We start from the raw sequence: 15,032 nt of genomic DNA, 5'->3' as shown, positions 1-15,032 counted from the left end.
CCCTTGCCATTCGCTAGTAGTTAACGTTTAATAACAGGATGTTATTGAACGGTGACCTTCCTACAGAGGACTTTCACCTCATTAGTTCATGCCCATGCTGGGCGTACACAAGTAAAGGCAGCATCGCCCTTCGGGCTGGACGCGCTAACGCGCGCCGCTGCTTCGGGCGTTAAATGACAAGGAGTATCGGAGTTGTTATCAGAGTTCGAAGAAAAACAATATGAACAGCATTTAAATATAGAGTTGCTACAAGGAAGTAATTTGATTTTTCCTCCGGGACAGCATCTAGAAAATGTGCTGGGTTTTGATGCTGCGCTGTTTACGAGAAACAAAGACTTTTGGCGCCATTTTCTAGGTGGTTACCCTTGGTACAGAAGATTTTTTAGATCTTACCCGAATGGTATGTACTTTCCTAAAGATGCTTACGATTTAGAAGATACATTCAATAATGACTTCCCTCAGTTTAAATTTAACGCATTCATACAGCACAAGCGTCCAGAAAGAATGGTTAAAGATACTGCAACTGAATGGGATTCATGGAATCAAGAGTACTACAGGTATAAAGTTCTAGAACATCAACAATCCACTCTCGAAATTTTAGAGACGACTGTGGGTGACCAAGGTATCGTTACTTATGCTAGTCCTGCATTCCACACTAAGCAGGAATTTTGGGATGTACACAAGTCTCAGTCTTTTATTCAGAACTCCAATTTTTGCCAACCGAGCAAATTAATTGGCCACAGGGCATATACTTATATTGCAGCTGGTACAAATGGCATTGCACACTCAGAACCTGAAAAGGTTGAAAGCAAAGACCTTATTATCGAGCTAAGACGGTTATCTGCGTCCGAAACTGACCAAGAAATAAAAAACACAGAATTTGTTGCAAATAGCTGTAAATTAATAGAGAGCGCATTAAAGCCACAGGAAAAATATAGAGAGCTTTACAATCAGATTGTTGGCGATCTAGATGAGAACCAACAAGAAGCGCCAAAGTTATTGCGCGATCTTTACAGGCTATCCGTCTTTAAGTTTGTCACGGGGACGAATTTATATTTTGGAGTTGGCGACAAGTCATTTAACAAGAAAATCCAGAGACTTCGCCGCTGATTTAAGCGTAGGAATAAGAGGCAAAATGAAGTTAAGATCTAGTTGTCCAAAGTCATCATCTTTTTTCCTAAAGAATAGACGTATGTTCTTGGATTCGTGCATAGTAAATGAAATGCACTTAAACCCAGAAGTCAAAGATGTCATTGATACAGCAGGACAGTATTTTTCGACTTATATTTCGGCTGTTTCATTGTTAGAAGTTGGCTTTGGTCCAACAAGTAAAGCTGACCCAAGACAGCTGCAAGCTGCTGTTGAACTGTATGTTTCAAAATATATCCAGAATGTGGGTTCGGATACTGTAGATGAGATAGATTCAATTAGAACTAATAAATCAGGTCGTAAATTTCTCTATGTTCCGCAGCAACACGAATGGTATGGAGCGAGACATAAACTAATTGGTTGGATGGATGCTGAAAATACAAGTGGTTCTTCTGCTCGTAAGCAAGCGAATGATGCTTTAATTTTCATGTGTGCTTGGAATGCAAATTCATTTTTAGTTACAGAAAATGTAAAAGATTTTAACCGTTTCAATCGCTTAGCATTTCGTGAGTTTGGAGGGCATCTTCCAGTGTTTACCATAAGCGACTTGATAAAGGCTAAAACCGAGGTGGTGACATTTCCGGATAATCTGGAAAATTATTCCTAACAAACGAGCATTTAATACGGATTAGCAACACTCGAAACTTTCAGTTTACTTCGTCTTAACTGTTTGCGGCACAATGTGTTAAGAGCAGTGTTCTGTACTGCTAACCACTTAATACAAGCGTTAACCTCTAGAGCAAGTATGAAGCACATTATTAGTAAAGATTTAGGCATTGAAGCATTCAAAAAGAAATTCTCAGAAATCAGAGAATCCTTTCTGGATTCATTAACAGCAGCTAGCGAAGGTTATAAGAACGTAAGATACCTTGCTTGTGATGAAGATGGGGCACCTATTAAATGGGTGTGGGACGATGCAACCTTCAGCCATAACAAGGAAGAAGGCTCCCTTGAAGAGGCAATTCAATTTGCCAATAACATGATAGATAGCGGTATGTGTTTCTCCTACATGGGATGTTTATCAGGTTCCGGTGAGCTTGAAGTTTGGCTGACAACTTTTGAGTCCCCCATAGAAAAACCGACATGGCCAAGCAATAAAGCTCCTCTATTTGAACTGACTCATGGGGGGTAACACAAGAATAGAAAAGAGGTAATCAAATGTTAAACCATAGAATTTTGAATCCTGCCCCTGCGATTTATGCCTAACCCCACGAATGGAAGCAAAGCACCTAGCCCACTTTACCTCTAAGCTAGATTACTCGAAGATTTTAACGCGCCGCCCCATCTGGATAGAAACCTTCCCCCCTTAAGAACACCACAATAAAGTCGTGATCCGCAGCCGAACACTTGCTGCTATCTAGAGAAGATTTTCATCATTTTGTGAACAGTATCAAATGCAGTAAACGCTAAATTATCAAGAATTTTGTCCAGTCAACCTCTCCCCTAACATACCCGACAGCGTTGTAAAGTTTATTTTTTGTTAAGCTAAAAAAACTTTCCCAATCAACACCCGTGCTGAGATTTTGAAAAAAACCAGAGATTACACTAGATTAACTATCGTTAATCAAATAAAAAATCTATTGATAAATCAACCAATAGACCATGACAACAAAAACACAACATTTACATTTTTTCGCGCCGAAAAGGCTTCTTTGCGCAAAGTTTCTACTGTTATACTCGCGTTAGCCGATAAAACAATAATAAAACAAACGAGTAAGGAAGCGCTCTATGTTGGCCCCTGAACTCCTCGAGTTAAGCAGTGACAAAAGCAAGGCGGAATTACGCCTGATCCCCAAAGAGCATGGCCCCATCACCCGTGATGATGTGATGCGCCTGTTATCGCTCCCAGAGTTTTGCTCACTGTATCCACTTGATCAGGCCATCGATAAAGTGGTGGCGCAAACCAACTCTCTGTATCATCAAGAAGATGGTAAATTTGAACTGTTTTCCGTACTGGCTGAACGCCGAGATGGTAGTGTTAAGATTGAAATCAGCCCAGATAAAATGCTCGCCACCATGACCCTAACCGCCCCTTGTGGAGGGAAAGCGGTCGACTTACCTGAAATTCTTACTGAACTTAAAAAAAATAATGTTTGCATGGGCTTAAGCAAACTTAAAATCCAAACCTTGCTGCAAAAAATCACCAAGCTCAAACCCGGCGATAGCTGTCAAAGTGAAATCGCCCAAGGCAAGCACCCTGTAAACGGCCAAAATGCCGTGCTAGAGCGTAAGGTTTCGCTGGCCCGTGAGCGCTTACTCCAGCCGCAGGAGCGCGAAGATGGTACTGTGGATATGCGTAATCTTGGCTCCATGATAATGGTCAAGCCTAACGATATTTTGATGATCAAACACCCAGGGACCGAAGGCTCTCCCGGTTATAACATTAAAGGAGAAGTCCTTAAGCAAAAGCCTGGCAAGGATCTGCCTTTACTCGCAGGAACAGGTACCAGCATCCATCCGAATGATCCCAACAAACTCATCGCCACTGTAGCAGGGCAACCCGTTGAAACCCGCACAGGCATGAATGTTGATGATGTTTTACAGCTAAAAGATGTCGATATCAGCACGGGTCATGTCACCTTTAAAGGCAGTATTTTAATCACAGGTGATGTACACGAAGGCATGATAGTGAAAAGCTCCGGTGATATTACTGTGATGGGCTTTGTCGATTCAGCGACCCTTGAGGCAGAAGGCGATATTACCGTTAGTAAAGGCGTTATTGGTCGGCAAATTCGCGTCAATGAGTTTTCGACTAACCTCACAGCTCAAGGGCAAATCAGCGCCCAGTTTGTGCAATATTCCCAATTAACTGCAAAGGGGAATATTCTGATCACTAAGCAATTACTTCATAGTAATACCAAAACAGCAGGAACCCTGACGATAAGTGACACTAGCGGTCGCCGCGGCGATTTAACTGGTGGCGTCGCCCATGCTGAAAAAGGACTCATTGCCGTTGCCATTGGTGCCACTGCGGGGACAAAAACAGAAGTCTTTTGTGCAATGGAGCAAGGCGAGCTCAAGCAAAACCTCAAACAGCTGGAGGAAAGTGTCCAATCAATGGTGATAGCCACCCTCGATATTGAAGCTCGCCTAAAAAGACTTCCCCCAAAATCCGAATGGCAAAATGATCCAGTAATGATTGAGCAGATTAAGATGATGCTCGATGAGAAAAATCGGATTTTAAACGAGCGCACCCGTGAAGAGCTCGAATTTGATAGCCTAAAACAGGAAGTGGAAAGTTATTTCGATAAGTATCACATCGATGTGATTAAGCATGTATTCCTCAATGTCGAATTTCATATTGGCCAAGCTAATCATAGAACTACCCGCGAACATGGCACTTGCTCCATCACCAATCTTAATCAAGAGATTAACTTTGATTACAATGCCAAACCTAAAGCACAAGCGGCAGCCAGTTAAATAACGTTCAAAGCGTTTTACTAAGGGCGCACATGTCATTCAACGTGGCGCGCCCCTTAGGGCTGCTGCTTCAATCATAACCCCCTCATTGTTATCCACGAGTGAATCCTCGCCCAAGAAAATTTCAATGACTTTCTTCTTTGACCTAGTCGGTGGCATACTGCCTACGATTCCCCACGTAAACGCCAGCGTTGGGGGATAAGGATAAATGTGATAGGTTGAAGTAGAACATGGCCTCAGGAATACACATGACTCAAGTAAAAATGGCTGATATTCAATGGCCTGCAGTAGTTAAGCTGACTCAAAATGATGAACTCCTTTATCTTGGCCATCAACGTGATTGGTTAGAACTCGCCTGCCTTTACCAGCATCAATTTATCGATACGGACCTGTTACTCGACAGCTTAGGTAACCAATATTTGATCCGCGCCACCCCAAGCACTATTCATGAAGATCCCATTGGCGAACTACCTAAGCTACTCAAACAAGAGCAAAAGTTGCCACTTACCGACTTTATCAAATGGGTACAAAAACATGCCAATGCCGTAGGCCAATGCTGTGTGGCCAAATTAGCGTTTACAACATTCGCCCAAGGGATGGAAATCGTCCATAGCTTAGATGACTAAGCAGAAGCAAAGTAAAATCTGATAGGATTCACAGTCTTCAACGAGATGATCCAAAAAGCTAATATCCTCAACCACATTTAGCAGGCATAATTTATCACGAACGGCCCAGCCCGTTATGTCCAAAGCAATTGGTCTGCATACTTTGCCTTAAAGTGCCAAATCAACGCTGGACATCATTCGGATACACCAACAAACGGAACCTAAATTGGAACTACTTAAGATTGACTGCTTAGGCAAATCACTGCGTTTGGAAGGCTCCCTCGCAGGTTGGCAACAACTCTTTTGGGACAATACCTTAGTCTCACAAAAAGCCGCTTCAGTGGATAATGGCGGTCTCAAAGTCCATGAATTTGAACTCACTCAACAGCATAGCCAATTGGCCAGCGAGCATGGCGAAGCGCAAGTTCTTGAGCATAAAATCCTTGTGCGGCTTGAAACCGATGTGGTTTGGCAGCCCTTTAGATTCGACTATCGACTGCTTATTGATGAAGAAGTGATTGCCCAAGGCACTCGTACCGAAAAAGATATCGAACGCCAAACCCCTGAAATCCCAGTGACTACACCACAAAAATTTAGCTTTGTTGGTTTAGCTTCCCTTGGATTTAAGCTACTCAAAAGCGCTAAGGTCATCAAAGTGGTTCTCGCGGGCGCGAGTGTGGCGGCCTACTCTTGGTTGTTTTCCTTCCAATTTGCCTTGGCACTTATCGCCTGTTTGGTATTCCACGAGTACGGCCATATTCGCGCGATGAAGTACTTTGGGATGAAAACCAAAGGAATTTACCTCATCCCCTTTATGGGGGGACTCGCCCTCAGCGATGAAAAGATTAACACCCGCTGGCAGGATGTGGTCATCTCGATTATGGGGCCAACCTTCGGCCTGTTGATGTCGGTAGGCTCGCTTATCGCTTACCACATGACGGACAATGTCTTCTTTGCGGGGCTTGCGGCCTTTAACGCGCTACTTAACCTGTTTAATTTATTGCCGATTTTACCCCTCGATGGCGGCCATATTTTAAAGAGCATTAGCTTCTCGATGAACAGCATCATGGGCTTAATCGCCTGTGTGATTGGCGCCGCCTTTGGGGTGTATATCAGCTACACCTTAGGCTTAGCCTTGCTCGGTTTCTTGCTACTTATCGGCAGCTTAGAAATTGTATTTGAATGGCGTACTCGTCATCAAAGCCACCTGTTGCCGCTAGACAGATATGGGCAGATATTCTCAACCATTTGGTACTTAGTGACCGTTGCCGCCCTCGTTGGGATTATCTGGCACTTAGCAGGCACGGGCGATGATATGTTAAGCCTGCCACTCCAGATCCTGCGCAGCTAATCTGACTCGCATTAAGAGAAAAGCGAGATAATAAAAAACCGCGATTGCTTAAGGCATCGCGGTTTTTATTTATCTAATAATTCAATTAATTATCCGCTAATGGCGGCGCAATATCGCTCCCACCTAAGGCTTGATAAAGTGTCGCTTGGGCCGTTAATTGGTTATAACGATTCTCCAGCAATGCGGCCTCGGCGCTGCGGCGATTATCCTGCGCATCAATCCAATTTTGAATGCCAATAGCGCCATGGCGATATTGGCTCTCATAAATCGCTTCGGCCTGGGCGGCGGCGCTAAATTGCTGCTCAAGCTTCTCACCTTGGTAGGCGTATTGCTGCTTGGCCGAGATAGCGTTATCCACATCTTCAAAAGCGCTGTAGAGGGTTTTACGGTAATTCACAATCGCCGTTTGGTAGTCGATATCAGCAAGATCATTGTTGATTTGCATTTGATTCCATTGCAAAAAAGGCAGCACTAAACCCGCACCTAAACTCCCCACGGGATTGCGCAACAGCTCTTTTAGCTCAGAGGTCGACTCACCCACGCTGCCAGTCAAACTCAAACTTGGGAAGTAACTGGCGTAGGTCGCATCCTTACTGGCCAGCGCCGAGCGCAATTGGTACAAAGCCGCCTTCACATCGGGACGACGGCCGACCAAGTCGGCGGGAATGCCAACGCCAACCTCAGGCACCGCACTGTCCGGCAATTGCTTAATCTCAACCGCCACTTGCCCCGGTGCGCGATTGAGTAAGATCGCAAGCGCATTTTCGGCTTCAGCTAACTGTTGCTGCAATTGGCTGTGGGAAGCCTCTTGTCCCGCTAAACTGCGTTGGGATTCGAGCACATTCAGCTCAGTCACGGCGCCCGAGACATATTGGCGCTGGGTTAACGCCAGTGTTTGCCGACTGTGTTCAATACTCTTATTGCTTAGTTCAATCCGCTGATGCAGATAGCCAATCTGCCAATAGAGGGATGCCGTCGTCGCGACTAAACTCTGCGCCGTGCTCTCCCTATCTTCTAGGCTTGCCAGCGCAGTCCATTGAGCCTGGTCGATATTGGCCGACACTTTACCCCAGAGATCCACTTCATAGCTTACCGACAGGTTCGCCTGAAATGTCTTGCTCGAACTGCCGCTCTCCAGCGGTTTATTCACAGACGCGGTATTATTGGAGCTGAGCTGTGGATACAAATCATCCCGCGCTAACCCCGCCTGTAAACGCGCCTTTTGCAAGGTTAAGGTGGCGAGTGTCAGGTCATTATTGCTGCTAAGCACTTGGCTAATCAGCTGATTTAATTCGGGTTGATTAAACTTCTGCCACCAAGGGTCGAGGCTCACTTGACCATTCACAGGGTCATTCACTTGGGTATGCTGCCACTGCTCTGGCACCTGCAAAGCAGGCGGCTCAAAGTCGGAGCGCATCAGCGCGCCACAGCCTGACAGCAGTGCGATGCTGATGGCAATCACACTGACCTTGAGCGATAAACCGACACGGCAGTTTAATTTGTTTTGATGCGTTAAAACTTGATCATTCATTGCGTTACTCTCTTGCTAGTGCATCCACTGGGTCTAAACGCGCCGCATTACGGGCAGGGAGGAAACCAAACAACACCCCAATTAAGGTGGAGCAGGCGAACGCGGCTACAATAGAAGTCGTCGAATAAATCATCTGGAAACTGCCTCCCGCTTGGGCAAATACCACGCCAATCAAATAGGCCAAGGCCACCCCAAGCGCGCCGCCGCACAGACAAACCAACACGGCCTCAATTAAAAACTGCCGCAGAATATCACTCTGGCGCGCCCCAACCGCCATGCGCACGCCAATCTCGCGAGTACGTTCGGTCACCGACACTAGCATTATATTCATTACCCCAATGCCGCCCACCACGAGGGAAATCACCGCAATAGCCGAGATTAATAGTGTCATGGTCGCGGTGGTTTTCTCGATATTCTGGCGAATGGTATCCGTGTTAATGGTAAAGAAATCCTGTGTACCGTGGCGCATCTTCAGCAGGCTAATAATGCCCTGCTCCGCCGCATTGCTCGGCACCGACTCATCGAGCCGCACGGTAATCCCATCTAAGTATTTCTTGCCTACCATTCGGCCTGATACCGTGGTGTAAGGCACCCACACATTGAGGGCATCACTGTTACCAAAGGCGCTTTCCTTAGGCTGAGTGACACCAATAATCCGCACCGGCAAATCCCCGAGGAAGATGACTTCCCCGATGGCAGAGCCCATGACGCCGCTACTGTTAGGGAACAGCTGTTTACGGGTGTTCTCGTCGATCACCGCATCTTGGGCTAACGCATTAACACTGTCATCGTCCCAAAACTGCCCTTGGGCGAGCTCATAGCCTCTAACCCGGAAGAACTCTGGCCCCACGCCATTCACAGTCGCCGTCACCGCCTTATTGCCATAACGCACCGTCGCGCTCGAACCGATGCTCGGGGTGACGCTATCGACATAGGGTAAGTTTTTCAGTGCATTAGCATCGCTTGCAGTCAAAGTTCGTACCTTTGCCGAACGCCTATCGCCAAAGCCTGAGCCGGGGCGAATGTCTATGGTATTGGTGCCCATTGAACTAATGCTCTTTAAGATTTCCCGCTGCGAGCCTTCACCCAGCGCCACCACAGACACGACTGAAGCGATACCGATAATAATGCCGAGCATAGTTAAAAAGGTGCGCAATCTATGGGTCGACATCGCCAGCAGCGCCATTTTCAGGGCTTCGGCATATCTGTCCCATGCCGCCACGCGGGCGCGCACCTTCGTCTTGGCGGGGATCACTTCAGTCTTAGGCGCAGCCGCAACGTTTGAGGCGGGATTAGGCTCATCGCTGATAATCATCCCGTCCTTAATCTCAATAATACGGTCGGCATGCTGCGCCACATGCATATCGTGGGTCACGATGATAATGGTGTGGCCCTCGCGGTGCAGTTCCTGTAATAACCGCATCATTTCTTCGCCGCTGTGACTATCTAAAGCGCCCGTCGGTTCGTCGGCAAGGATCACATCACCGCCATTCATCAGCGCCCGCGCCACACTCACCCTCTGCTGCTGGCCGCCGCTGAGCTGATTCGGCTTATGGTCGAGACGCTCACCTAAACCCAAGCGCGACAATAAGTGCTCAGCGCGCTGTCTACGTTCAAGACGATCTTTACCCGCGTAGACGGCGGGCACTTCGACGTTACCGACGGCATTAAGATCGCCAAGCAAATGATATCGCTGAAAAATAAAGCCAAAATGCTCACGTCTCAGCTTTGCGAGTTCATCCACATCCATCTGCGAGGTATCTTGGCCATCGATAAAGTACGAGCCCTTTGAGGGTTTATCTAAACAGCCCAAGATATTCATCAGGGTCGACTTACCCGAACCCGAGGCACCGACGATCGCCACCATCTCACCACGGGCGATGGAAAGATTAACATCTTTGAGTACAGTCAGTTGTTGCTCACCCGCCTGAAAACTGCGGTAGCAAGCTGACACTTCCAGTAATGGCTTAGTCACGCTTAAAACCTCATTGGTGGGCCACGGAACTTCATGGTCGAGCCGTCGGCGGGCATTCCGAGCACCACTTGGTCGCCTTCGTTCAGGCCAGACAGGATTTCGGCATTGATTTTGTTATTAATACCAACAGTTACATCCACATATTGCACTTGATTATTCACCAATACAGGCACTTGATATTGCGGCCCACGGGACTTGCCTTCCGCTGGCGGAGCCGCTTTATTCCTTGGTTTTACCCTCAGCACTTGCGATGGTACTAACAGCGCATCATCAGACTTGGCAAGCACAATCGAAATCTGCGCCGTCATCCCAATGCGTAGGGTACGGTCGGGGTTTTCGACATCGAACAGGCCATGGTAATAAATGGCGTCTGAATCGCTCGAGCTCATATTGCTATCGTCACCATCCATTGACGTCGGACCAGGCTCAATCGCCCTTAAGGTGCCGCGATAGGGATGGTTAGGTCTACCAAGAATAGTGAAATACACTGGCTGTCCTGGGCGCACATTGACGATATCGGCTTCGGAGATCTGCGCCTTGACCGTCATGGTATCGAGCTGCGCCATCTCGACTATGGTTGGTGTGGTTTGATTGGCGTTAACGGTTTGACCCACTTCGACCGCAGAGTAAACGACGGTGCCATCCATAGGCGCAGTGATCTTGGTATAACCTAAATCGATTCTGGCACTGTCGACATTAATTTCAGCCTGTTGTTTTTGCGCTTCTAACTGCTCAAGCTCGGCTTGATACACCGTGAGCGTGGCTTCGGCGGCTTCAAAGTCTGCGCGGGAGCTGGCCTTATCGGCGAGCATTTGCTGCTGACGGGTATATTCGAGTTTTGCCTGACGAATTTGCGCCTGCTTAGCACGATACTGGGCATTGATGTTTTTAAGGGATGCCAGCGCATTTTGCAGGTTGTTTTGCTGGGCAAGACTGTCGATTTGCGCGATAAGATCGCCCTTTTTCACCTCTTGGCCTAGCTCCACAGGCAAACTCAGAATTTGCCCTGAGACCTGCGCGCCCACACTCACCAGCTTGGAGGCCTGCAACATGCCGTTGGCAAGCACCGAGTTTTCAATATCGCCGCGTCTAACGGGCTCCGTCACATAGCTTGGGGCCGCCTCGGGTTTATGCAACAGAAAATAAGCGCCGCCCCCAAGGAGGATGAGGCCGCTTAGGATCAATATCAATTTACGCTTTGAGGATTTTTTCATCTGAATCTAGGTGTCCATCAATGCCAATGGGCGCAAGCGTGTATCTTGCGGGAAGAAAAATAGTGCAGCCAGTATATAGAGTTAGCTAAGCGCAGTAGACGAAGGAAGTGTCGATATCAGGTAAAGATTTGCAAATATCTGTGTAGAAGTTTGCGCCCTAGACCTTTAAATATACGGATAAAACGTTGAACCATATAAATCCGTGTTACTTGAGATTGTCTGCATACCTCAAACTAAAGGGTCATGGCGTGAAACGCTGATTTTTATAAGCAAAGGTCTGTTCAAACAACCAATAGCAAAACAGGGATACCTTAGGTATCCCTGTTGTTTACGTAAAGCAGTTGTGGCATTTATTACTCAGATATCACAAACACTTAGCCAAGGCGGCGACGCAGTTCGCGGGTCGCATCGACCATGTTCTTCAGCGAGGGTTCTACCTCAGCCCAAGTGCGTGTCTTAAGGCCGCAGTCGGGGTTAACCCAAAGTTGGCGCACTGGCACTTTTTGCGCCGCTTTTTCGATAAGGTGTACCATGGCCTCAACACTTGGCGTATTTGGCGAGTGGATATCGTAAACGCCTGGGCCAATTTCATTTGGATATTCAAAATCTTCAAAGGCGTTGAGCAGCTCCATGCGTGAACGCGAGGTCTCGATGGTGATGACGTCCGCATCCATGGCGGCAATCGCGGCAATCGTATCGTTAAACTCGCTGTAACACATATGGGTATGGATTTGGGTTTCATCAATCACACCCGCCGCACTCAATTTAAAGGCATTCACCGCCCAATCTAAGTAAGCCTGCCACTCGCTTTGCTTTAATGGCAGACCTTCGCGGAAAGCTGGCTCATCAATTTGAATAATGCCAATACCTGCATTTTGTAAATCCACCACTTCATCACGAATTGCCAGCGCCAATTGGGTGGCAATGGTATCGCGGCTGATATCTTCACGGGCGAACGACCAATGTAGAATCGTCACCGGGCCCGTTAACATACCTTTGACAGGTTTGTCCGTCAGGCTTTGGGCAAATACAGCCCAATCAACCGTCATGGCTTTCGGGCGGCTCACATCACCATAAATCAATGGCGGCTTAACGCAGCGAGAACCATAACTCTGTACCCAACCATTTTTGGTAAAGCCCACACCTTCGAGCTGCTCACCGAAGTATTCCACCATGTCATTACGCTCGGCCTCACCGTGTACCAGCACATCGATACCGAGTTTAAGCTGGCGATCGATGGTATCGCGGGTCACTTGTTGTAATTGCTCAGTATATTGGGCATCGCTTAGCTCACCCTTGCGCCAGCGGCTACGTAGTCCGCGGATTGCCGGTGTTTGCGGGAATGAGCCAATCGTGGTCGTTGGCAGCAATGGCAAACGATACTTACGCTGCTGCACCACTTGGCGCTCAGTAAATTCACTCACCCGTTCATAGTCGGCTGGGGTCAGCGCAGCGACACGGGCGATCACTTTAGCATCCGCCGCCTGTGCCTTAGCCTCACGGCGAGCCACGCAGGTGTTAACTATCTCTTTGGCCGCGACAGACTCAGGGGCCAGCAGCAATTGACGCACATTCGCCAGTTCCAACAGCTTTTGCTTAGCAAACGCGAGCTGCTGACGCAGCGTCGGAGCGAGCGTTGTCTCCACCTCTAAATCCACAGGGCTGTGCAGCAATGAACACGAAGTGCCAACCCATAAACGCTGGCCTAAGTCTCGGGCAACACCGCCGATACGCTCGACAATCTGATCAACCTCTGCCGCCCACACGTTACGGCCATTAACTACGCCAGCTGACAGAATTTGATCTGGTCTTAATGCATTAGCAAACAAGGCCAATTGTTCAGGGGCAGTCACTAAATCTAGGTGCACCCCCGCCACCGGCAGCGCGGAAACCAATGCCTGATGATGGCTAATGCTGCCATAGTAACTGGTGAGTAAAATCTTCACTTGAGCCGTTTTAAGCGCTTGATAAGCTTCGCTAATAGCCGCTTGCCACTCGGCGGTTAATTCGAGTGCAAGAATCGGTTCTTCAAGCTGTACCCAAGTCACGCCCTGCGCGGCAAAACGCGCAAGAATCTCGGCATAGGCCTTTAACAGATTGGGCAATAGGCTAAGTTTATCGAAATCCTGACCCACGGTTTTGGCCAGATATAAGTAACTCACAGGACCTAACAACACGGGCTTGGCTTGATAACCCAGCGCCTGTGCCTCGGCCACTTCATCAAAAAACTGCTCATAGGCGATAGAGAACACTTGGTCTTGCTTAAGCTCTGGCACTAAGTAGTGATAGTTAGTGTTGAAATACTTCGTCATTTCCGAGGCTGGCGCATCGGTGCCAGTTGGCGCACGGCCACGGGCAACGCGGAATAAGGTATCAAGATCGATAGCGCCCTCGCCGCGGTGACGATCAGGGATTGCGTTTAGGGTCGCACTCAGGGTTAACACTTGATCGTAAAAAGCAAAATCCCCCACGGGTACTTGCTCGATCCCCGCGGCCACTTGCCATTGCCAATGGGTACGACGTAACTCCTTGGCCACCTCATGTAGTTCAGCTTGAGTACTCTCACCACGCCAGTATTTTTCGAGGGCAAATTTCAGTTCACGACGACGCCCGATACGGGGAAAACCAAGACTGTTTAATTGCATACCATATCTTCCTTTATTTGAGATAAGCCATATTCGGCACTAGCACCCAGCTGATGGTGTTTTCTTGGCAACTTTTTGCATTTAAGCCTAGATAAATCACAATGGGCGTCTGGACGTCTAGAAGTTTATTGTGATAGTCTCTACGCCAGCAACCGAATTGATTTCAAGCACAACATGAGCGAAATTCACTTGGAGTGATCATGATCGAACTAAGACATCTGCGAACCTTAATGGCCCTGAAGGAAAGTGGCAGCTTGGCGGGCGCAGCCAAAAAACGTTTTGTCACTCAATCGGCTCTCTCCCATCAAATTAAGGAGTTAGAGCAACGAATTAACTCGCCCATTTTTGTGCGTAAGAGCAAACCGCTCTCCTTTACTCAGGAAGGTGCACGCCTGCTGCACCTCGCCGAAGAGATCCTGCCGAAGGTGTTAGAGACGGAAACCGATCTCAAAAATGGGCTGGAAACTGAAACCAATCAGCTCAGAGTTGGCATTGAATGCCACAGCTGTTTTCGCTGGTTAATGCCAGTGATGGAGCAGTTTAGGCAAGATCATCCCCAAGCCGAGTTAGATCTTTCCAGCCGTCATCTATTCGACTCGCTCAATGCCCTAGAAATGGGCGAACTGGATATAGTGCTGACCTCAGATCCCGTGCCAGGTCACTCGCTCGCCTATCAGCATTTGTTTGATTTTGAAGTGAAGTTAGTGGTTGCTAAGGATCATCCTTTAGCGAAAGAAGCCTATGTCACACCCAAGCAATTGTCGCGTTTACCGATAATCAGTTATCCGGTGCCACTGGCGCGTTTAGATATTTACCGTCACTTTTTAGAACCCGCGGGCATAGAAGCCGGCGAGCAAAAAACCTGTGATTTGACCATGATGTTATTGCAGCGCATCGCCTGTAAGGACGGTATCGCCGCCCTACCCAATTGGTCTATCAATGAGGGACATGGATTGAGCCTCGCCTCAGTCAAACTGGGTCAAGAAGGCTTAAAGCGCCCGCTATTTGGCGCCTATCGCCGCCACAGCGCGAACTCGGCCTTAGTGCAAAACTGGCTGCAACTAGTAGCAAGCGAAGGCTTAGCCCGCCAGCAAAAAACCAATTAAGCGTTGAAATGTTTAACAAAAAAGCCTGCTATTGCA

The 15,032-nt window shown here is 47.9% G+C and carries 11 protein-coding genes; 7 read left to right on the top strand and 4 right to left on the bottom strand.

Annotation, left to right across the window (positions count from 1 at the left end; translation table 11 throughout):
• Positions 1-192 precede the first annotated feature (192 nt).
• From M0413_RS13325 to M0413_RS13300, 6 genes are all read left to right on the top strand, one after another.
• Entirely contained in the window at positions 193-1,110 is a 918-nt protein-coding gene (locus M0413_RS13325) for a hypothetical protein (RefSeq protein ID WP_218677853.1), read from the top strand.
• Between the two features lie 112 nt (positions 1,111-1,222).
• The gene (locus tag M0413_RS13320; protein ID WP_249554544.1) at positions 1,223-1,756 is read left to right on the top strand and encodes a hypothetical protein; all 534 of its coding nucleotides are present in this window, start codon (positions 1,223-1,225) and stop codon (positions 1,754-1,756) included.
• Between the two features lie 138 nt (positions 1,757-1,894).
• Positions 1,895-2,281: a hypothetical protein gene (locus M0413_RS13315; protein ID WP_218677855.1), complete on the top strand. Its 387-nt coding sequence runs from the start codon at positions 1,895-1,897 to the stop codon at positions 2,279-2,281.
• Positions 2,282-2,877: 596 nt separating this feature from the next.
• Positions 2,878-4,569, top strand: a complete 1,692-nt coding sequence (locus M0413_RS13310; RefSeq protein WP_047534553.1) for a flagellar assembly protein A — start codon at positions 2,878-2,880, stop codon at positions 4,567-4,569.
• A 248-nt stretch (positions 4,570-4,817) separates the two neighbouring features.
• Entirely contained in the window at positions 4,818-5,195 is a 378-nt protein-coding gene (locus M0413_RS13305) for a DUF4144 domain-containing protein (RefSeq protein WP_218677856.1), read from the top strand.
• A 205-nt stretch (positions 5,196-5,400) separates the two neighbouring features.
• On the top strand, positions 5,401-6,525 hold the full coding sequence (locus tag M0413_RS13300) for a site-2 protease family protein (protein ID WP_047534546.1): 1,125 nt from the start codon (positions 5,401-5,403) through the stop codon (positions 6,523-6,525).
• 85 nt (positions 6,526-6,610) lie between these two features.
• Here M0413_RS13300 and M0413_RS13295 read toward each other — a convergent pair whose 3' ends face one another.
• The 4 genes from M0413_RS13295 to metE form a co-directional block, all read right to left on the bottom strand.
• Positions 6,611-8,056, bottom strand: a complete 1,446-nt coding sequence (locus M0413_RS13295; RefSeq protein WP_218677857.1) for an efflux transporter outer membrane subunit — start codon at positions 8,054-8,056, stop codon at positions 6,611-6,613.
• Between the two features lie 4 nt (positions 8,057-8,060).
• Complete coding sequence (locus tag M0413_RS13290) at positions 8,061-10,031, bottom strand: MacB family efflux pump subunit (RefSeq protein ID WP_218677858.1); 1,971 nt, start codon at positions 10,029-10,031, stop codon at positions 8,061-8,063.
• Positions 10,032-10,033: 2 nt separating this feature from the next.
• Positions 10,034-11,245, bottom strand: a complete 1,212-nt coding sequence (locus M0413_RS13285; RefSeq protein WP_069453534.1) for an efflux RND transporter periplasmic adaptor subunit — start codon at positions 11,243-11,245, stop codon at positions 10,034-10,036.
• Positions 11,246-11,619: 374 nt separating this feature from the next.
• Entirely contained in the window at positions 11,620-13,890 is a 2,271-nt protein-coding gene (gene metE, locus M0413_RS13280) for a 5-methyltetrahydropteroyltriglutamate--homocysteine S-methyltransferase (protein ID WP_249554543.1), read from the bottom strand.
• A 200-nt stretch (positions 13,891-14,090) separates the two neighbouring features.
• On the opposite strand from metE, the gene M0413_RS13275 reads away from it, so the two are divergent.
• Positions 14,091-14,996: a LysR family transcriptional regulator gene (locus M0413_RS13275; protein WP_249554542.1), complete on the top strand. Its 906-nt coding sequence runs from the start codon at positions 14,091-14,093 to the stop codon at positions 14,994-14,996.
• Positions 14,997-15,032: the final 36 nt, after the last annotated feature.

The organism is Shewanella sp. 8A (genome assembly GCF_023475945.1).
GTDB classification, from domain to species: Bacteria; Pseudomonadota; Gammaproteobacteria; order Enterobacterales; family Shewanellaceae; genus Shewanella; species Shewanella xiamenensis.
The sequence above is the reverse complement of the archived record's forward strand: the minus strand, read 5'-3'. Positions and strand labels throughout refer to the sequence as shown.

What these genes read in the sequence shown, in the direction of transcription:
- M0413_RS13320 (WP_249554544.1), top strand. Translation starts at nt 1,223, where the DNA reads ATGCACTTAAACCCAGAAGTCAAAGATGTCATTGATACAGCAGGACAG.
- M0413_RS13315 (WP_218677855.1), top strand. Translation starts at nt 1,895, where the DNA reads ATGAAGCACATTATTAGTAAAGATTTAGGCATTGAAGCATTCAAAAAG.
- M0413_RS13310 (WP_047534553.1), top strand. Translation starts at nt 2,878, where the DNA reads ATGTTGGCCCCTGAACTCCTCGAGTTAAGCAGTGACAAAAGCAAGGCG.
- M0413_RS13305 (WP_218677856.1), top strand. Translation starts at nt 4,818, where the DNA reads ATGACTCAAGTAAAAATGGCTGATATTCAATGGCCTGCAGTAGTTAAG.
- M0413_RS13295 (WP_218677857.1), bottom strand. Translation starts at nt 8,056, where the DNA reads ATGAATGATCAAGTTTTAACGCATCAAAACAAATTAAACTGCCGTGTC.
- M0413_RS13285 (WP_069453534.1), bottom strand. Translation starts at nt 11,245, where the DNA reads ATGAAAAAATCCTCAAAGCGTAAATTGATATTGATCCTAAGCGGCCTC.
- metE (WP_249554543.1), bottom strand. Translation starts at nt 13,890, where the DNA reads ATGCAATTAAACAGTCTTGGTTTTCCCCGTATCGGGCGTCGTCGTGAA.
- M0413_RS13275 (WP_249554542.1), top strand. Translation starts at nt 14,091, where the DNA reads ATGATCGAACTAAGACATCTGCGAACCTTAATGGCCCTGAAGGAAAGT.